This window comes from Pasteuria penetrans, from assembly GCF_900538055.1.
In the GTDB taxonomy this organism is placed as follows: Bacteria; Bacillota; Bacilli; order Thermoactinomycetales; family Thermoactinomycetaceae; genus Pasteuria; species Pasteuria penetrans.
On the sequence record NZ_UZAC03000002.1, the window covers coordinates 64,950 to 85,758 of the forward strand.

General features: G+C 45.3%; 12 protein-coding genes and 1 pseudogene. 2 read left to right on the forward strand and 11 right to left on the reverse strand.

Going from position 1 to position 20,809, the window contains the following annotated elements; genetic code table 11:
- The first annotated feature begins 17 nt into the window (after positions 1–17).
- A complete protein-coding gene (locus tag PPRES148_RS09140; protein ID WP_149454342.1) occupies positions 18–311 on the forward strand; it encodes a transposase in 294 nt (97 codons plus the stop codon).
- Between the two features lie 1,372 nt (positions 312–1,683).
- Here the strand turns inward: PPRES148_RS09140 and PPRES148_RS09145 are convergent.
- From PPRES148_RS09145 to PPRES148_RS09155, 3 genes are all read right to left on the reverse strand, one after another.
- The gene (locus PPRES148_RS09145; RefSeq protein WP_149454343.1) at positions 1,684–1,977 is read right to left on the reverse strand and encodes a hypothetical protein; all 294 of its coding nucleotides are present in this window, start codon (positions 1,975–1,977) and stop codon (positions 1,684–1,686) included.
- Positions 1,978–2,342: 365 nt separating this feature from the next.
- Positions 2,343–2,975, reverse strand: coding sequence for a hypothetical protein (locus PPRES148_RS09150; protein WP_149454344.1), 633 nt, complete (start codon positions 2,973–2,975; stop codon positions 2,343–2,345).
- Positions 2,976–5,484: 2,509 nt separating this feature from the next.
- The gene (locus PPRES148_RS09155) at positions 5,485–6,783 is read right to left on the reverse strand and encodes a hypothetical protein (RefSeq protein ID WP_149454345.1); all 1,299 of its coding nucleotides are present in this window, start codon (positions 6,781–6,783) and stop codon (positions 5,485–5,487) included.
- A 1,143-nt stretch (positions 6,784–7,926) separates the two neighbouring features.
- Here PPRES148_RS09155 and PPRES148_RS09160 point away from each other — a divergent pair.
- Complete coding sequence (locus PPRES148_RS09160) at positions 7,927–8,136, forward strand: hypothetical protein (RefSeq protein WP_149454346.1); 210 nt, start codon at positions 7,927–7,929, stop codon at positions 8,134–8,136.
- Between the two features lie 169 nt (positions 8,137–8,305).
- Here PPRES148_RS09160 and PPRES148_RS09165 read toward each other — a convergent pair whose 3' ends face one another.
- The 8 genes and pseudogenes from PPRES148_RS09165 to PPRES148_RS09200 form a co-directional block, all read right to left on the reverse strand.
- Entirely contained in the window at positions 8,306–10,045 is a 1,740-nt protein-coding gene (locus PPRES148_RS09165) for a proline--tRNA ligase (protein ID WP_149454347.1), read from the reverse strand.
- Positions 10,046–10,372: 327 nt separating this feature from the next.
- Positions 10,373–11,005 (reverse strand): signal peptidase I, encoded by a 633-nt coding sequence (gene lepB, locus PPRES148_RS09170; protein WP_149454348.1) that lies wholly within the window; start codon positions 11,003–11,005, stop codon positions 10,373–10,375.
- A gap of 1,477 nt (positions 11,006–12,482) precedes the next feature.
- On the reverse strand, positions 12,483–13,886 hold the full coding sequence (locus tag PPRES148_RS09175; protein ID WP_149454349.1) for a M50 family metallopeptidase: 1,404 nt from the start codon (positions 13,884–13,886) through the stop codon (positions 12,483–12,485).
- 357 nt (positions 13,887–14,243) lie between these two features.
- Entirely contained in the window at positions 14,244–15,563 is a 1,320-nt protein-coding gene (locus PPRES148_RS09180) for an amidohydrolase family protein (protein ID WP_149454350.1), read from the reverse strand.
- Positions 15,564–15,696: 133 nt separating this feature from the next.
- Positions 15,697–16,506, reverse strand: coding sequence for a sporulation protein YpjB (locus PPRES148_RS09185; protein ID WP_149454351.1), 810 nt, complete (start codon positions 16,504–16,506; stop codon positions 15,697–15,699).
- 610 nt (positions 16,507–17,116) lie between these two features.
- Positions 17,117–17,539, reverse strand: a pseudogene (locus PPRES148_RS13405) (hypothetical protein); the annotation flags it as partial.
- Between the two features lie 1,480 nt (positions 17,540–19,019).
- Positions 19,020–19,517 carry a DUF456 domain-containing protein gene (locus tag PPRES148_RS09195; RefSeq protein WP_187820922.1) on the reverse strand — a complete coding sequence of 166 codons (498 nt, stop codon included), beginning with the start codon at positions 19,515–19,517 and terminating at the stop codon, positions 19,020–19,022.
- Between the two features lie 17 nt (positions 19,518–19,534).
- On the reverse strand, positions 19,535–20,806 hold the full coding sequence (locus tag PPRES148_RS09200; RefSeq protein ID WP_246142982.1) for a methionine gamma-lyase family protein: 1,272 nt from the start codon (positions 20,804–20,806) through the stop codon (positions 19,535–19,537).
- Between the last annotated feature and the right edge of the window lie 3 nt (positions 20,807–20,809).

Consider the following 20,809-nt stretch of genomic DNA (forward strand, 5'->3'; position numbering starts at 1 on the left):
ACGACCGTGGTTTACGGATGGGTCCTGATACCCTTTTTATTGCTGATGGTCATAAGGGAATTAGAAAGGCGCTGAGCCAGGTATATCCCAAAGCAGGTTTTCAAGGGTGTCAGTTCCACAAAATGGTGAATCTTTACCAGACCTTCAGAAAGGATAGACAGAGAAAAAAGAGAGTAAAGTGGAAACCCATACGAGGCCGGATTTATCAAGACGTTTTTCATGTTCTTGACAAAAAAGAGGCTCTTCACGGCTTGATACGCTCTAGTGATGATTATCAATCCAATTTGCCGAAGCTCGTTGAAGGTCTATGAGCTTCCTTTGATGATGTAACAACGTATCCTGATTACGACCTAGCGGATGCTGTTCAGAATCGTACAGCGGGTTCCTTAGAAAGAAATCACAGAGAGGCTAGACGTTATACGAATGGAGTGAGCTGTTATCCTACCCTTGATTCATTCCAAAGGGTGATTGATTCCGTGTATCAAAATTTCAACCCAGAGCAGGCAAAAAAACTCAGTGGGGTGGACAGTCACTCTGTGTCCGCGTGGGGGAATTCGCTATCCCTGCCACGTATCTCCTATCTTCACACTAAAAAAAGAATATTCTTACATTTATTTTCAGGGAAACCAAACTACCCTGAGTATGGGTATGACTTTCATTTTTTTACATGATTGCCATTTACAGTAATTTTTTATGTTTTATTATAATTTTTAAATTATTTTGTAATTTTAACTCTTATTATGTATGTCATATAGTTATAATTCACTACGATGATATGATTTCCGGACGATGGGAAACCCAAGAAAATCAACCAGGGGGAAGATTACAACCAAAAAAGCGGTATCACTCACGAATATTACCTTTTTCCCTGTAATATTGGTTGCTCCATTTTGTCCCTCTGTTTTGCTGTTGAATAAAGACTTATCCGTGGTGCGCAGGGTCCCTTCTCTTCCTTCAGGGGTTTGGCAGCACATTGCTTAGCAAATGTACACCCCCCCACAGGACCCCTTCATTGAAGTAGGCCACCACTCTTACCCTTGCTATTTTTTTCGGTAAGATCACAATCTTTTAATTTTTTTCATGAAATTTTTATAATTAGAAACGTATTGATTGCATATCCTGACACTTGCCCTCTATTGTGAATGCATTATGTATTTTATAGTTAATGGTTAAATTTATTTATTTTTACAGGAGAGGATATCCTCTATGGGATCCCCCACAAGAACAGAGAACTCATTATCCTCATTTTGCTAATATATTCGTAAAAAAGTATTTTTTTCATAAACAGAAACATGCGTTGAGCTGGGTATGAGGGAACCTCCTAATATCCAATGGAATTGGGTTGATTGAATATCAGGGAAGGGTTCCGGAATGGACCCAGTACAGCGTCTATACTCAATGTAGTAGTAGAAACAATTATGCATACTACAGTAAGTACCATATTATTAGATCCTCACAGTTAATCCTATATTTTAATTTATTTTTAAATTCAATAATTTAAAGAAATAATTAAATATGTAAAATTTACACTATTTTTTCATAATAAAATAAAAAATAAATTAATGCAGTATTATCTGCGGAAGCATTCGTTGATGATTTATAAAGCCTTACGTTTTCCCCTGCCCCGTTTGCAAAGATTCCGATTACATCGTACAAACACGAAATTTTTAGCGTAATATAGACTTAATCGCACAATTTTTTCTCCCCCATAAAACCGTTATCAATCCTATGAAGGTAATAGTTACTGAAACCCACTATAAGAAACTTCTTGTCCCTCTCCGCGGGATTACCCCCCACAGGAACATTTGGTTTCGGGTGAGAGGGTTTTTCAACAACAGATTTAAATACAAATCCGATGGTTCTCATACTCCTGTATCCTGATTCCATTTCCTTCAAACCAATCAGTTCCACTTCATTTATTTTAGAAGGGGGGCGTGGTAAATTAGGGTCCATCTTCTCATTCGTTTTGGTTACCACGGGTGGTCCCCCCTAAGCCCTCCTGGTCTCGTAACCATTAAGGTCCGAAGACCCCCCTTTATAAGGAATCGTTTTTCAAGCCCTCAAGATAAGGAATGCACAGTAAAATCAAGAGTAGCACGGGCAATGAAGGCAAAAAAATAGATTACAATAAAAATTTTTAATTTAAATAAAATATCAAAATATATTTTATATTGTTTTCATTAATACCACCCATGCATTGTTTGCAAAATACATGTACATCAGCACCATTTATGCAAAAGAATCACATCCCTCACGAGTTTGAAGATAAAAAGATGAGTTGAATATTAAAAATAAAATATAAAATATTACACCTCAAACAACAACCCCAAAATAGTGGAAAACTAAGATATTTTTACAACGGTGATAATGGCCGAGACAATGCCAATGGGACTAGAACCATTATTGATAGCGCAAAGTCTATTGACCCCAGAACCAGAATTTACGATAAAGGAATTAGAAATCGCCGCTACGCCCATCATTGTAGAAAAAATACTCTGGGGTAGTGAATTACCATCCAGTTGAAAAGCAAATGACAAAAAAGGAGACTCGAGAGAAACCGCGTTCATATGCGCCTCCACCAAATATTGCTGGGAGGGGGCCAAAAGAATACAGGGTGGAGATAGGGAAATAGCAGTTCCATTAACGATATCTGTCGTATTGATGGGAATGGTACGATTTACAAAAATAACATCACCGGAACAGCGAGAACACAACCGGAAAGTCCCGCTGTCGGTCGTTTGCAGGGATTCCACAGATTCCATGGTAGAACCCGTGGTTCCCAGAATGGATTGCCCTGAAGGTTCTGTTGGCCCCACAAATCCCGTAACACCAAGCGCCCCACACATATGTGATGTTTCTGGTTCTCGTATTCTCCGTTTTCTTTTGTCATTGACCTTCACAATAGGAAAAAATATATTAAATATATTATTCCCTCCATAACCCCTACGTCGACGTCGTTTGAATTCGTAATTCAATTTATACCTCCCAATTTTAATTAAAAATATTTTTTTATATCGATAATCTATTATACCAAATAATAAATAATGGAATTACCCCAAAAATATTCTGATGACAACCGAATATATAAATTAAATCGTCCAATATTATTAAAAAAATATTCAGTTGAATTTGTCTTTAAACCCGATCTGGTGGTCCCTATACACAGTCCCCGTACTACTAATTATACCCATAGACCCTGTGTTATCTGCTGCACCCGATACATCCATTGCATTCGTTGGTCTCGTTATACCACAAACAAAAGAAAGATCCACAATTATTTCTTGTGGGCAGAGGCACGAGCGCAAAGGAAATGTTATATATTCAATATAAAAACCTTAAATTTTATTTTTTATGTCACAAATGACTATATATAGAATTTATGATTCACTTATATTTATATTCAAATATCCTACCAAGGGTGTCGGATCCAAAGTATGGATGTACATACTGATCATCCAGGTACAACGATCCTAGCTTTCGTGCTTTAAATAAATTATTATATACTATTTACTAATAAATAAATGTGATAATGCTAAGTGCAGTGGACAGGGTTCACAATTGTTTCCTGGGGATGAGACGGCATCCCGTTGTAGGTGTGAATTCCTAGACAAAGCTCTCAAGAAGGATTCCCATCATCCCCGGTATTTCCTTCATAGATTCTTATGTACAATATTTTATTTTATTAAAAAATAAAATATATATTTGGATCCTGACCCTATCCCCTTCTTTTCTATATATTTACTAACTATTGATCCTACCTTGATTTGTAAAAAATAATAATAAATTACTGTCATTTTTTTCTTATCCTTATGTTATATCATTCTATACTTACACTACTCCACCAACTCCCATTTTGCGAGAAAAAAGATGAATATATAGGGCAAAAAAACGATCAGGGGAACGACGGGAAATGCCACAAAATCATCAGGAATGGCTATAGAAAGCGTATCTTAGATACCCACGGAAGCCCTCTACTACTACCTTCTTGATTCCACAGTTACAGAATACCAATTCCCAGTTTGTTCTGGAAGATCCCTGCTTCCGTTAGGACCTCCTTCTATTGAAAGAACTCGTTTCCTTACAAACAAACGATGTATCATTGGGGACTTCGGCAAAGCAAACGAAGTGGGAATACCCGGCCTTAGGGGGATTCCCACTTCCTAATCATCTTATGTTCCAATAGGATATATTGCCTGGACTCATGAATCTTCGCCTCCTACACAGAACCCACCATTCAGACAAATACCACCTATCTGGGGATTCGTAGCGGCAAAGGAAAAAAGTATCCATTTACATAGTTGATAGAACAAGGATAGCGTGCGTAGCGCCTGGGAGATTCTTTATGTTGAACACGGTACCCTATAATGTTGGGCATCTGGAATCAGGTTTCCAAAAATTTTCGCTCATAGGATCTACCATCGGTGTCCCTGATCGTCATCAACACCCATCCTTGTTCCGAAAACCATAAAAAATAATATGAAAAATCCTATGCAGGATCACCCTTCATCCAATCTCACCCAGAAAATTGAAAAAGGGGCCAGATAACAGCTCTTTTCTATCCTCATCGTCACCAACAACAGCGAAAAAAGGGGGGATCGGGGGACATCATGAATCATGGAGATTGGAAAGAGAGCAGAAATAATATTGAATCATATGCAATATGAAAATTTTCCATATTTTTTTATATTTGTTACTTGGGAATCTAGTGTTGAACACCGAGATGAAAATAAGAATATCTTTTCTTTACAATACACATATTATTTATATTTAAAATTAATGAGGAAAGGATGAAAAACAAGGCTGTTGGTTATAAAAAAACACTCCGATGATGAGCGATCTAGAAAAAGAAAGGACTATAACACCCCATCCGATGGAACTTAGGAAGCTCAACAAGAATGAGCCGTTCGATAATGCATCGAATGGGACCATTCACAGCAAAACCAAGGGATAGCGACAACACATCAGGGGGGAAGTCACAGGGGACAACCTACCTACGATATCGGGGCAGCAATGCGGTGTAACAAGACGTTGGGGGTGGGGGGGAAGGAACCCCCCCACCATCCGTGATCTTATACGAAACCTGAGGGGGGGGGGTCCGTACATGGGGGGGGACAAAGACCGTACCCCCTATCAAGCGTACTAAAAACCAAAGTATAACTTGGGAGGAACCGTGCACGGAGTAGAACCAACCCATAGTAGCCTTATGAAACCCCTTATGATGGGGAGGGCCTCGGGGCAGGGGAGCTGACTCTCATCCTGACGGAGGGCAGTAAAACGACAACTTTAGTAGAAAATCCACTTGAGGGGATTACTGGAACCCCAATTCCCATGATCGGAATAGGGACCTAAACGATCGTGGAAACTGGAATGGGGTGAGAAGGGCCAACACAACAGAGAAGGATTTCCCAGGGAACCAACACCAAATCGAGCCATTATCCCTAATGGAATTAACAATCGATCTTAACTAAGGGCTATGCATGAAATTCATGGTATCATAGCCGTCGGGGGAATGGACCCAATTACCTCAAATATAAATTTAATAACATTCCACCTAGACTGAACAGCCTCTGCATTCCTCAGATCCCCCTCTGCTTGTGCAACTTCCCAATCGAGTCGGATCTTCCGATTTTCCATATCCTCCCGTATCCTATTGTCCTCCCTGTCTCCCTGTACGGTCTTCCCCAACCATTCGATTTCCCCATCCCTTATTTTCTTTATATCTCTTCTCAATATTTCGATAATTTCCATTCTAGAATCTATACCCTGATCAATATACTTTATATATTCTGTAATTTTACCATTATCATCTAGCATTCTAATCCTCGCTTCCCCTATGCTAATTTCCTGATCAATATCGGGTCTCTCTATCAACTCCGATGAGGAGGGGGGAGAATTACCTATGATCATCTCACTTGCACTACCCAATTCCCCGTCTGCTCGCGGGGCATCCCCTGAAACAGGGGTACTATCTACTTCCCTCTCCTGATACACACCATCCCCCTGCGCTATTACCCCCTCTCTTACCCTATCTCCATTAACCTCCCCCTTATATTGACCAAGCATCCCAAGCCTCGTCCTTAGGGCTTCTATTTCCTGATTTATGTAGAATCTTTTCCCTAGGAAATCCTTTTCCCTATTCAGATCCCTAATCTCGAATTCCCTTGCCAATATTTCCCTCTCCTTAGCCTCGATTTCCCTATCCATATCGGCCTTTCCCGTACCCCCCAAACCCTGTGTCACTTTAGTTGCTTCCGTCTTCTCCCCAATGGACTCCCTTTCCCTATTCAGCATCCCAATCCTTGCTTTCTCTGCTTGTATTTCCAGTTTGATTCCCGGGTACCTCCCGACCTCATTGCTCACCAACTCATACAACTGGTATAGAATGAACCCGGCCCCTACAAATCCCAACCCGGCTCCGATAACTCCCCTCTTTTCCCTCCTAGAACTATCACTATCAATAAGAGGAATCCCCTCCCGGGTCGACACCATACTTTGGTTCGTGTCCCGATCTATACGAACACGATTCCCTGGAGATCCATGTCCCACATCGGCCGTATTATCAACAGATCCCTGCCCTTGCTTCTCCCCACCGGAATGGGAATCATACCTATCCAACTGTTCCGGCCATGCCGCTGTTTGTAGTGTCCCTTGTTGGATCCGTCCAGGTTCCCCCATATCCGAATTCCCCACCATCTCCGTCCCCAATGCCTCCCCCTGAAAGGGAATAGCCAACAGAAAAATCACACAAAACGAGCCCCCAAACCATCTAGAACCTCTATTCATATCCAATAAACCTCCCTTATTCCACCCCGCACATGCAGAATGGATCGTATGCGGAATTCAATTCATAATGATAAAATTTTATTTGAAGGAAACCAACCTAAAAAACAATCTTCAACCTACCACCCCCCTATCAATAATGATGACAGTTGTATATTATTGTAACTTTTCATTTTAATATCAACTACCACAGTTGAAACAAGCCCCCACCAATATCATTAGTGTTGTAATATTAAAAAAGTTGTAATTATTTATACCTAAACCCCTCCTATTCTTTCTACCCCTTTTACTTCAGATTGCTTTCAAAATACGATACTACTTCCAGGAACTGGACAATTCTAAGCTCCTTGAACCACTCATGAATCACCCCCGGAGGTGACTTTCCAATTACCGACATTATTTCACATAAGATATAAAAAAACAAGATCTACGAGGCGTTACGGTTTCGTTGATCGATGAGTATCCCCCAGAAGGGAAAAGGAAACCAGAATAAAAAAAACACCAGAGAAACCCGAAAATCGGACCGTTGTGAAATCCCCAGTGTCAACGGTATCCCGATCCGAAAAAGAAGGAAGTTACGTAACCGCCAAATACAGCATCACTTCCCCAAAATAGGTAGTCCTTAGGGTTCCTTGTACTTCGTACTGCCTGTACAACGCCCCCGGGAGCGTTTTCTGATCCATGATACTGTGTCATAGTAGATATAAAAAATCCATGAAAAATTACATTTTTTATGGATTTATTTTAATATTTTAACATTGTAAAATTACACTAAGATAACTACCCTACTACCCTTTTTCAACACAATCAAAGGAAAGTAAATATATATAAAAAATAAAATATTAATAAATGGTATTAAAAACACGATCGTTTTACAATCCGGGTCTACGCTGTTCATAGCGGATAGATGAACGACGACTCTTTAGCATGGATTTTTGGGACCGTGCAATTTCTTATGGGGAATGCTCCATCTATAAATCTAGTCTCACCTTTTGATAAAACAATTGGTAACATAATAACATTTCATTATGACACCGTTTCTGTTTTGTATCTTCGGATGGATATACCTTATATTTATAAAGTTTACTTCATTTTTTACCTCAGAATAGACCAGACATGAGAAAATGAGAGGGGAACACGCCAGGTATGGATGGATTTGGGATAGCCATTGTCGAACAGGGCGGGCATCTCAGCCAACCCCTTACCGTCCTCATCAGAATGAATCAGCCCCCCTTGCTCTACCTCTATTACAAGGTTTCATCGTTACTACTATGGCCTAATTCCACTGCGCGCACGGAAACCCCAGTTATCCTTTCATCACTAATTTATTGTAAATTCAGAAAAATAATGGGATAGATAGGATGCTACCACTGCAGGGTTTAGGGGAAATGTTCCCCCAAAAATTGAAAACAAGGAGGCATCAACAAGAAAGAGAGAAACCCCCTAAAATATGCTGCAACAAGACAGACAGCTCCCTAGGGATATACCGTCTGCCCTGTATTTCTTTCATTCATCAGCAGGAGACCTATCCAACGGGCAAAGCCTTCTTTTCCAAAAGAGGGAATTGATCCCATAGATCCCCCCAGGCAATTTCTCCCCTCTCCCCCGTACGACGAATCTTATATTCTATTTTTCCATCCTTTGCCCCGGAACCAATGACAATTTGTAAAGGCATACCCAATAAATCTGCATCATTGAATTTCACACCCGCCCGTTCCCAACGATCATCCAATAGGGCCGAAATACCCCGTTCACGCAAACCCGCATAAATGGTCTCCCCGAGATCAGCCTGTATTTCCTGCCTGGAATTGACAACAACTATATGAATACGATATGGAGCTATGGGGGGCGGCCAACATATACCCTTCTCATCGTGATGCTGCTCCACCACAGCCGCCAGGAGACGGGATACACCAATGCCGTAACACCCCATCCAAAAGGGGCGTTTTTTACCTTCCACATCCAAAAATGTAGCCTGCATCGGCTCACTATAACGTGTCTCTAACTGAAAAATATGTCCAATCTCGATCCCACGTTCCAACTGTAGGGGATTCCCACACTGTGGACAGGCATCCCCCTCCTCTACCATCCTCAAATCCGCAACCTCATACCGACCAGCGGGAAGATCACGCCCTACATAAACAAAACAAAAGTGCACCCCCTCCACATTAGCACCCACGATCCAGCTGGGGAAAGCTAATAGTTCCTGATCAATGACGATGGATATATTCTCCGGTAATCCCACAGGACCAATCGAACCGGGAGATACACCTACCAGGCTCTGAAGGGTAGCTTTATCTACCATCTCACATGTATTGGATTGACAATGTTTCTGCAATTTCAAAGGATTCAACGAACGATCCCCACGCAAAACAGCAAGAACAGGCTTATCATCTGCCATAAACAATAAACTTTTCACCAAACGACAGGTTGGCATTTTCAACCACCGAGAAAGATCTTCAATCGTCTGGCAACCTGGTGTAGGAAAACTATCCCTGGGAGGGAGAGGAGAAGGAGATCTATCTCCCTCCCCTTCCTCAGGAACAATCGGCTTTACGGATGCCTGTTCTATGTTGGCAGCGTAGGCGCACTGAGAACAGATCACCATGCTATCCTCCCCTGCCGTGGAAGGCACCAAAAATTCATGTGTTTGATTGCCCCCAATAGAACCTGCATCGGCCTCTACCACCCGAACATCGAGACAACAGCGCGAGAACATACGTTGATAGGCAGATAATACATCATTATAGGTCACCAGGAGAGAATCAGCATCTGCGTGAAAAGAGTAGGCATCCTTCATCCAAAATTCACGACCACGAAGAAGGCCTGAACGGGGTCGCGCTTCATCACGAAATTTGGTTTGCAACTGGTACAACAACAAGGGCAACCTCTTATAGGAAGAGACAGCATCCCTCACTAAACTGGTGATGATTTCCTCATGGGTAGGACCAAGAACAAAAGGGCGATGATGACGATCTGTATAACGCATCAATTCCGGACCATAAGCCTCGTAACGACCCGTCTCTTGCCACAGAGAAGCGGGATGTAACACCGGTAGACCGAGTTCCTGACCACCGATCTCGTCCATTTCCTCCCTGATCACCTCAGAAATAGACCGCAAAACCCTCTGTGCCAAGGGTAGATAAGCATAAATTCCCGCCGCAATTTGACGAATGTACCCAGCCTGTAACAGGAGGCGATGACTGGCCATACTGGCGTCGCCCACAGTGCGCAGGGTGGGTACAAAAGATTGGCGCATACGCATTTTTTACTAAGACCTTCCTCTCATTATACCCCCAGAAAATTCTCCCTCTCTACCTCGTCTCTAGAATACCTGCCCTCGTTAGAAAAATCCATAGGGGTCCTGCATAGGGTCGATCCCTACCGAGATCAAACGGGAAACGAAATACCCCCTTATGTATATAGGCCCTGACCCTGGATGGATACGGCGGCCCAACATCCCAATCCCAAATCCCCCAAAACCCCAGAAATATCTGACCCCAGGATCCTCCCCTACCATGATAAAACACAATGGATCACGGAAAAAAAAGCCCACCATCCCCCCACAACCATTGGACGAGATTGTAACCACTCACTGCCCTGTACACTTGGAATTGTCGAGAAAACCAAACTTGGACAAAGGCCAGAGTTGCAAGTCCACACGACCCTCTACATTTTCTATGGGTATGGGCCCTAAGTGGCGACTATCCTCACTATTGTCACGATGATCACCCATAACGAATATGTGATTCGGGGGAACCTCCGTCCCTACACGTTCAGCATAACGGTAAGGATCAGGGGGGGTAACAAAATTCTCTATACGACGCTTTCCGTTCACATAAACATTACTACTTTCATCAACAACCACCTTATTATTTTCAGTAGCAATTACTCTCTTTATAAAATAACGGTCGTCATTGAAAATGGATACGATGCGATGAAAAAAATTCAGTTTCATCCTATCCTGTTTGGTGAGTTTTCCTTCTTTTCCAGGTGGACGAAATACCACTACGTCACAATGCTCAGGGGAACCTAATCTGTAGGCCATATGATTGACAACTACCTGTTCACTACCATCCCCCCTGGGAAAGGTGGGCTGCATGGACTCACCTGTAACCGAAGACACCGAAAACACAAAAGTACGAATTAAAATATGGAATAGGATAACAAAAAAGAGCATCACTACTACAGAAAGAACAAACGATCCTCGATGGTTCCCTTTCATTCCATCCCCCCTACCATACTTACCCCCTTACTCTGCACAACCCTAAAACATTTCGTGCCAGGTAAAGCTTGGAACATTCGCCTGCCCATACGCATGCAACGGTGGGAATGACTGGGATAGGGAATTAGAAAATCACCTAGTACGTGCAAGAATAATCCGGAGAAACCAGAGAACACAAACGAAAACTCAAGAATAATCCGGAAAAACCAGAGAACCCAAACGAAGACTAAGGAAGAATCAAACGCACACGTCCCTAGAACACACCCTCCTACGTCTGCAAAGGGAATCATCCGGGGATGGTGATCCCACTATCGTGGCATCGTCCACAATCTATGAACAACGATACACAAGGTGCCCATATATCAATTGCACTATTCCGAATTTATATCCTGTATGGATAAAATAATACATAGAAATTATAAAAATATAATAATACAATGAAAACCACAGACACAGTCCTACCGTGCCCCTAAACATTACAATCACGTCCTCGAACCCACGCTGACATCCCCCACTGAATTCATCCTATTGAATGAGTAACATATATATTTACAAGTAAAATAATAACCCTATAATGTAATCAACAATCAAAAACAAACAAGACATACAACGGACGACAAATTTACAACCAAAATATAGACAATACCGGGGAGGTATGCTCGCCATGAAAAACAAAAATATCACAGGATACATGTATAAAACCATAGCCAGTCTTGCCCTCGCCGGGGTGTCAATCTTCATTCCCTCCTCGACACCTGAATCGCATGCCTCCTGTCCTGGTATGATGATGATGCCTCTGGGACAAGGCATCAATTCCGTAACAACGGGATCATGCCCCGGATCTCTCGGATCCCCCGGATCTCTCGGATCCCCCGGATCTCCCGGATCTCCCGGATCCCCCGGATCTCCCGGATCTCCCGGATCCCCCGGACCCCCCGGATCCCCCGGATCATACCCTGGAGGAAACTACCAAGACTATTCAAATAACATAAGCATACAAAAGATCTTACAAATTTTGCAGCGGTACCTCCCAACTATGATGCAACAGTAACAAAAATTAATACCACAATGGGTCCCCGTACACCATTAGGACGGGGACCCACCCCAAAAATGATACACCTACAATGGGACCTACGGAGGCTACTGGAGGACAAGAAATCAAATGATGATCCAACAGTGATCCCCCCTATTCAACCCGGTATGTTCAATAAAATGCCCAGCGCAAATCATATCCCCCTTCGCCGTTTTTCTGAAGCTAATAAAAACGACGACTCCGGTATCAGCTCAAACAAAAATTTTCCCCTCATCACACCAACCCCCACGGAAAGAGATCTCCCCCGCCTAACCATCGAGCACCTATATCCATTGTATCGGGGGCCTATTCAATTTTACAGGGGGAGTACAAAATATGACTCCCTATGATGTAATGCCTAACCATACATACAATATCAATTTTATTATAAAATAATATTTTAATTTAACTCATGAACTGATTTACGAGGTGTATAATATCACCAATGGACACATAAACAAAAAACAAAATCATAAGGAAGAAACCCAAAGCCGCAAGAACCATCTCAACCCTGGGGGTGTTTGGTTTCCTCCGTATAGCCTCGATCAATAGAAGAAATATCCTCCCCCCATCCAGTACGGGAATAAACGGAATGAGATTGAAAAAGGCCAAAACAAAACTCAGGTTCGCCAAAATATAGAGAAAAGCGTTCAGGCTCTTCGTACTATCAACCAACATTTTTATAACCAAAAGGGGTCCTCCACCCTTACGTTCAGGACCATACAAGGGAATACCCTTCGTGAAAATTCCAACGATACTATCCCACGTACTCTCGGCCATCCAAGCAGCATGCGCAAAACTGATCCGGGGTATATCCAACCATCTAATGGTTTGCGGCCGAAAATCATACGTAACCCCAATTTCCGACATCATCCCCGAGAAGGAAGAAATTTTCCTGCCCTCTTGCAATGGTTTAGGAATGAGCTCTACATCACGTCTCTGATCATCAGCACCCCTGACCGTCAGAATCATGGGCTCATTTTTTCCCAGAGCCTTTACATAGGCATTTTGGGAAAAACGTCTCCCCATAACCTCAAAATTGCTTACCTTCTCCAGGGCATCACCCGGCTGAATCCCTGCCCTCATCGCCGGACTGCTGTCCAATACATCATCAAAAAACAACCGATCCTTGTCTGATACACCCGTATAGAAAAAAAGCAAAGGAATCGCAAGCAAAATATTGAACAGGGGACCTGCAAAAGAGACCAGAACCCTCTTGCCCCTGCCCTTTGCATCATATCGGAGGTGGGGGGGCACGACACGTACCAACGTTTTATCAGATCCTGAGCCGGAATATACCCCCGCCCCGACGAGAACGGGAAAGGACCTGGGGGATGAAGTCCCCTTCTCCTGAACATCCAAAGAAATCGTCATGGAATCCTTAAAATCAACAGCTCGTACCATCCCTTCATACCACGTAAAGGACCCCTTACCTAATTCCCTTTTTTCCGTTTCCCCTGGATCATAGAGATAAAGGGTGTCTACCCTACCCTCATCATCAACCCGTATGTATATCCTACTGCCTACAGAAATAGAGGGCTGTGTATCCTCCGCCTCCATCGAACCCAACATGCGGACAAAACCACCAAGGGGGATAGCACGGAAACTCCAAATTGTACCACTCTTACGATTACGCCTAGACCAAACCCGCGGACCAAAACCGACTGCAAACTCATACACGAAAACACCACAACGACGAGCAAATAAATAGTGCCCCATTTCATGTATGAACACAAGAAAGGACAAACCCACGAGGGCCAGAAATAAACCCCATACAACACCCACGGTGTTCAAAAACCACTCCATCATCTTCTCCCCTTGACTCTTCCATAATCCTCCTACGATTGTACCATAAACACACAACCCAGATTCCCCGATGGACTAAATCCACCAACGAATCAATCACAACAGGGAGATACAAAACATTGCATGCCTCGGATGCAAAAATGACCCCCCAATTCATACCCTCCTTATAAATTATTTTATATTTATAATATTTTTATAAGGTAAACATCACAAGGTTGACCCTTATGAACAAGAGGCAGGGGAACCACATTACACTACATAAAATATGTGCCACAACTCTTTAAATCCATCCTGAATGAAATGGAAGACAACAACGACCCCCGCAATCATACGCTACTCCATCCCCATAAGTTGTTACACCTAGCACCTTGCCCGTAAGGTTTGCAGAGCCTGCTTGGCATCCGCCACTATCTTTTCCTCATCCATTACCTGAAACACACCATTTTCCAGCAAACAACGTCCCGCTACATAAACGGAATGCACATCAGATCGGCCAGCGGAATATACAAGCTGGGTCACGGGATCTTCCCCTGGGGCGTGGCATACACCCTCCAGATTCCAGGCCACTACATCAGCCTGCTTGCCTACCTCCAATGTACCTATTCTGTCCGACAAGCCCAAGGCATAGGCCCCATACTCCGTACCCATTCGTAACGCCTGCCCAGCCGATAAGGCCATGGGATCTTCATAAACCCCCTTATGAAGTAAACAAGCCATTTGTACCTCGGACAACATATCCAGGCTGTTGTTGCTAGCAGAACTATCCGTTCCCAAAGCAGGACACAAACCCGAACGTAGCATAGGCACTACAGGGGCAATTCCGCTACCCAACTTCAAATTACTGCGAGGATTATGCACTACATGGGCTCTACCCTCTGCGAGTTGTTCAATTTCTTCTTCACCAACGTGGACAACATGGGCCAAAATGCAAGGACGCTGCAAAATACCTATCTCCTGCAGATGGGTTACCGGATGCAGCTGATATCTTTCCTTGTGCTCCTCCACCTCACGTCGTGTCTCCGCAATATGAATATGTATGGGAAGATCCAACCGTTGGGACAATTCAGCAGCCTGCCGCAACTGATCGGGCCGGCAAGTATAAGGGGCATGTGGGGCTATTGCCGTTGTGATACGTCCCTGACCCTTACCATACCAATACCTACAAAACTGTTCTGACTCACGAAGCTTCTCCAGAAAATCCTCCTCACTACAGTCACCCATAAAGCTACTGCATAAACAAGCACGAAAACCTGTCTCCTCCACAACACCGGCCACCTCATGCATGTGGAAGTACATGTCCAAACAACAGGTTGTCCCCGTCCGTATCATCTCAGCAATAGCCAACCGGGTACCGACCGCAATTACAGCCCCATCCATCTGATCCTCCAGGGGGAATATCTTCTCGTGCAGCCACCTGGCCAGGGGCAAATCCTCCGCATAACCACGAAGGAGAGAGAGTCCCATGTGAGTATGGGCATTGATAAACCCTGGCATCAGAAAGCAATCCCTGAGATCAACAATCCTATCATAGGTAGCCGCCCGTTCAGGATCATCAGGTCCCACGTAGATAATCTCTTTCCCACAAATTCCTACAGCGGCCGATTTCAACACCTGCGGAATTTCCTCACCTGATGCTTTCCCCTTTGTCCATACTGAACCCGCCCGCAACCACTGACGCATAAACTAGGACCCCCTGACTCATAACGTATAGTTTCCACGGTCCCATGGTAGGACAATCCAAACATCATAATTTCCACAATCATTGCATAGGACAAACCCCTGAGGTTACCAACCGTGCAATCCCAACCCTACCTCATTCGCGCAAACGATGCCGCGCCGAAAAAGGAAAAATATTGCACCTCCGAATTGTCACGTACAGGAAAACAAAACCAATCCATATCATCAATAGGGTAGCCACATTGGCCGCAGCACCATGGGAACCTTGCACCGATGTCATTGTAACACGTTCCCCCTGGGGTTGGAAAACTTCCCCCAAAACCTGGAGCCAACGCCTTAATCCCGAAATCGTTTGCTGGGGGGTATGATATTGCTGGAGATAAATAAGCAGGGAATCAAGTTCACCAACCATCTCCTCTGTACGGTCCAGAAAGATTGCAGGACGAATGATTCGATACGCCTGTTGGAGATGGAGGAGTAAACCCTGGCCCTCCTTGGGAGATGCTCCTCCAGAAAGGAGTCTCCACCATTGCAGAGCAGGTACCCGTAAGGAGTCATAATTCCGTTGCCACAAGGGTTGGTGCCGACGGGCAAGTGCATCACACGCTAGCAAGAGTTGATGTGCTATGACCTGTACACGCATGGGATCAACCGCCGCCCGATTGAGCTCTGTTTCCAAAGAAAGCAACAAACTCGACAAAATATGAATGCCGTGCAAACGTAAACGCCTTCCTAGATGAAGGGAATTTGCAAACTGTTCCGTCAAATGTACCAATTGTACGCGTGCTTCTCCATAGGAAGCCCTATCCACCTCCCGGTGAACCCGTAGGGCCATATCGGCCAGGACCCCCGCCTCCTCTTCCTCCCCGACACAGATGGCCGAAACCGCAAAACTAAACCCAATGGAAAGGATACCTATTGTTACCCACGTCCTGACAACTGCCATTCTCGTTTCCCCTCCATCCGGTACAACCTATGGTGGATCCATACTATTCATGCTTGTGTAAAACTATAGAATAACCATGCTCCCCCTTCCCCTTTGCTAGTATAAATTAATTTTTTACACAGTTAAAATAATTTAAAAATAAAAACCCTCCGGAAAACCGAAGGGTTTTTATTTAAAACAATTCTATAATAGAGGTATTTATAGAGAACAATTTCACAGTCGATAAACCTGAATTGATAGCGCATAGGCTCCCCTGCGTTTCACCTGTACGGACAAAGAAACTGCTGGAGAGATGTTGTGTATCCGTATCCGAAAGGGAAACAGATGAGGTTACAACACTGCCCGGTACTGTCTCACCATTCAACTGGTAAGAGAAAACGGATTGAGGACCACTAACCACTATATGACTACTAACAAAATAATGGTGATTAGGGGCCAATTTTACACACGGTGAGGAAAGGTCAATACCCGTTCCACCAAGGGAAAGGCTGACATCCCTACCGCTGGAGGAAACAACGGTATCCATCATCATGAAAGAACCCCTAGACAATAGAACCCCTGCCGCAGACACCCCACTGAATTGAGCATGATTTGCCATAACCGCTGTCGCCGAGGGCCCTGTTGGACCTATTGGACCAGTGGGTCCCGTTGGACCAGTGGGTCCCGTCGGACCTGTTGGCCCCGTTGGACCGGTTGGTCCCGTTGGACCGGTTGGTCCCGTTGGACCGGTTGGTCCCGTTGGACCGGTTGGTCCCGTTGGTCCCGTGGGTCCTGTGGGTCCCGTGGGTCCTGTGGGTCCCGTGGGTCCTGTGGGTCCCGTGGGTCCTGTGGGTCCCGTGGGTCCTGTGGGTCCCGTTGGACCGGTTGGTCCCGTGGGTCCTGTGGGTCCCGTTTCACCAGTGGGTCCCGTTGGACCGGTTGGTCCCGTGGGTCCTGTGGGTCCCGTTGGACCGGTTGGTCCCGTTTCACCAGTGGGTCCCGTTGGACCGGTTGGTCCCGTTTCACCAGTGGGTCCCGTTGGACCGGTTGGTCCCGTGGGTCCTGTGGGTCCCGTTGGACCGGTTGGTCCCGTTTCACCAGTGGGTCCCGTTGGACCGGTTGGTCCCGTAGGTCCCGTTGGACCGGTTGGTCCCGTTTCACCAGTGGGTCCCGTTGGGCCTGTTGGTCCCGTTTCACCAGTAGGTCCCGTGGGTCCTGTAGCCCCTGGATCACCCGTAGGGCCCGTTGGACCGGTTGGGCCCGTTGAACCGGTTGGTCCTGTTGGACCGGTTGGTCCCGTTGGACCGGTTGGTCCCGTTGGACCTATTGGACCGGTTGGGCCCGTGCAACATGGACCTGTCGGACCGGTTGGGCCCTGTAAACCCGTTGGACCTATTGGACCGGTTGGGCCTGTGCAGCATGGACCTGTCGGACCGGTTGGGCCCCGTAAACCCATTGGACCTATTGGACCTATTGGACCTATTGGACCTATTGGACCGGTTGGGCCCGTGCAGCATGGACCTGTCGGACCGGTTGGTCCCTGTGAACCCGTTGGACCTATTGGACCGGTTGGGCCCGTGCAGCATGGACCTGTCGGACCGGTTGGTCCCTGTGAACCCGTTGGACCTATTGGACCGGTTGGGCCCGTGCAGCATGGACCTGTCGGACCGGTTGGTCCCTGTGAACCCGTTGGTCCCGTAATACCTAGACAACAGGGACCCGTTGGGCCAGTAGGTCCTGTAACCCCTGGACAACACGGACCTGTGGGCCCTGTAATACCCAGGCAGCAGGGACCTGTGGGTCCCGTGGGCCCTGTAACACAACAGACCGGGGGAGGAGGAGGGGGACAACACCAACATTGGCAGTGGCGACGAGGCTGACCACACCTCTTGCACGAATGATCCGAACCATCATTGTCATTGTTGTAATAATCATAATAGTAATTATAATAATTATCATAATAATCTTTCATTTTATCATTACTATCCGCTCTTCGTTTCATGAAATATCTGCGTTCCTCTCCTGAATATTTTTATAATAAATATTCTGTTTTTCTAATTAAATAGTAATTTATATAAGGATCGAATTATATAAGGATCGAAATAAGACAACAAGAATTCTGTATTCTGAACTACAATATGCAAAATTCCGCTAGCATGGGATGGAGACATATGCCTAAAATTACATGTAGTAATTTATAGTACTGATGCCAAAACAGGACCACCACCACTACTGATTCATATCTCATTATAAATTATTCTATTTTTAAAAAATGTTTAATGGATGTTGGAAAATAAAAAATGATGTGGCTAGGACGATGACTATTTCTGTCACCATGATTTGCACTCATACCCCTTATCAAATGAAAAGGGTACCCTCCCCTTGGAAAGCATTATGAATGATCTTTTTACGCAGAAAAACCATTATGTAGGGGAACATACACACCCTATTCCCCCCTCGTACCATAACCCAATCTTTATCTACAAAAAAACAAAAACGGCCCCGGCACATCTGTACCGGGGCCATCCTATTCCTTACCCCCAAGCAACCTTGAGGAAGAACCACAAAATCAGGGCCGTCATAACAAAAAACTTCACCAAAATACCCGCTAAAAAACCAGTGATAGTACCAGCGGCAACTTTGGCGGCACCCGCCCAATCTTGATCACCTAGCCAACGCTCTACCATCATCACAGCCAAAAAAGGACCCACCAAAAGTGCCAAGGGATTGTAAATAGCAAACATAGAAGACAAAATCAATCCCCCCACAGAGGCCCAGACAGCATAACCGGAACCGCCGCGTTTATGAACGGTCCAACTACTCATTACCCAGTCCACAACAAATGTCAACAAAACGATGACAATCGAAAGAATCCAAAAAGAAATGCCCAAGGACACCTTACCAATGAAAAGAGAATAGGCCAAGAAACCCACCAGTAAAAACGGCATGGAGGGCAGAAGAGGGACGATCAAACCAATATAGGCTAGTAAAAAATTGAGAATGACAAGGGACCACCCCAAAAAATCCAACACCTTATTCATTCCCCCCTTCACAGGATGCGAAAAGTTGCCTCCATCAACGCGTGCTTCACATGCGCATAGGTAAGACCCCCCTGCAAATAAAGTACATAAGGAAAACGAAGGGGCGCATCCGCGGAAAGTTCCAAACTGGAGCCCTGCACAAAGGTTCCACCTGCCATAATAATCTCATCATCATACCCAGGCATAGGAGAGGCCTCAGGGATCACGTGCGAATCGATGGGGGAGAAGGCCTGAATACCTCGACAGAAGTTTAACAAACGATCCTTGGTCCCCAAATGAAGCTTCTGCACCAAATCAAAGCGAGGGGCATCCCAAACCGGATCCACAGCATATCCTAGGTCCGATAGCAGGGAGGCAGCCAACACCGCACCCTTCAGTGCCTCTCCAACTGCATGCGGAGCCAGAAAGAGACCCTGGTAACAATCCCGTAACCAACCATAAGTGGCCCCAATTTCTGTACCCAGGCCCGGGGCCATCAAACGCCCCGCCACCTGATTCACCAGCTTCCGACTCCCCACCACATAGCCCCCACCCTTTGCTAGCCCACCGCCGGGGTTTTTAATCAGCGAACCCGCCATCAAATCAGCACCACCGGAATGCGTAGGCTCACGGGACTCCACGAACTCCCCATAACAATTGTCGACGAAAAATACACAATCGGGAAGTTGGGTACGAAGCTCGGCAATGGCACTACGCAACACCCTCACCGATAGGGCAGACCTCGTAGAATCGTAGCCACAGGAACGCTGCAGGGCAATCAACCGTGTGCGGGGACTGGCCCGATTCAAAATACCCGATACATCGATTCCTCCATCAGGCAACAGGGGAACGAAATGGCAATCGATACCCTGTTGGATCAACGACCCGTCCGAACCCCCACACAAAACAGGGCGCAACGTATCATAGGGAACACCCGTTCCATAAATCATTTCCTGGCCTGGACGCAACACAGCAAACAAACAAGCCGCTATCGCGTGTGTACCCGACACAAAATGCGGTCGTACCAATCCAGCCTCCGCTCCCATTAAATCTGCCATCAGGGCATCGAACGCACGTCTACCCCCATCCCCATAACCGTACCCCATAGAACCTACCATATGAAGATCGGTAATCCTATGGCGACGGAAACAGAACAAAACCCTCGCCTGATGGCGCTCCGCACGGCGGGAAATAGCATGACACACGGGAGCCAAACGGGCTTCACACCGAGCCAACGACGCACGCAACCGGGCCCTTTTCTCCGCCTGTCGACGCCCACACATTCCTAAACTATCAACCAATGA

What these genes read in the sequence shown, in the direction of transcription:
- PPRES148_RS09175 (WP_149454349.1), bottom strand. Translation starts at nt 13,886, where the DNA reads ATGATGGAGTGGTTTTTGAACACCGTGGGTGTTGTATGGGGTTTATTT.
- PPRES148_RS09155 (WP_149454345.1), bottom strand. Translation starts at nt 6,783, where the DNA reads ATGAATAGAGGTTCTAGATGGTTTGGGGGCTCGTTTTGTGTGATTTTT.
- PPRES148_RS09160 (WP_149454346.1), top strand. Translation starts at nt 7,927, where the DNA reads ATGGATGGATTTGGGATAGCCATTGTCGAACAGGGCGGGCATCTCAGC.
- lepB (WP_149454348.1), bottom strand. Translation starts at nt 11,005, where the DNA reads ATGAAAGGGAACCATCGAGGATCGTTTGTTCTTTCTGTAGTAGTGATG.
- PPRES148_RS09165 (WP_149454347.1), bottom strand. Translation starts at nt 10,045, where the DNA reads ATGCGTATGCGCCAATCTTTTGTACCCACCCTGCGCACTGTGGGCGAC.
- PPRES148_RS09140 (WP_149454342.1), top strand. Translation starts at nt 18, where the DNA reads ATGGGTCCTGATACCCTTTTTATTGCTGATGGTCATAAGGGAATTAGA.
- PPRES148_RS09185 (WP_149454351.1), bottom strand. Translation starts at nt 16,506, where the DNA reads ATGGCAGTTGTCAGGACGTGGGTAACAATAGGTATCCTTTCCATTGGG.
- PPRES148_RS09180 (WP_149454350.1), bottom strand. Translation starts at nt 15,563, where the DNA reads ATGCGTCAGTGGTTGCGGGCGGGTTCAGTATGGACAAAGGGGAAAGCA.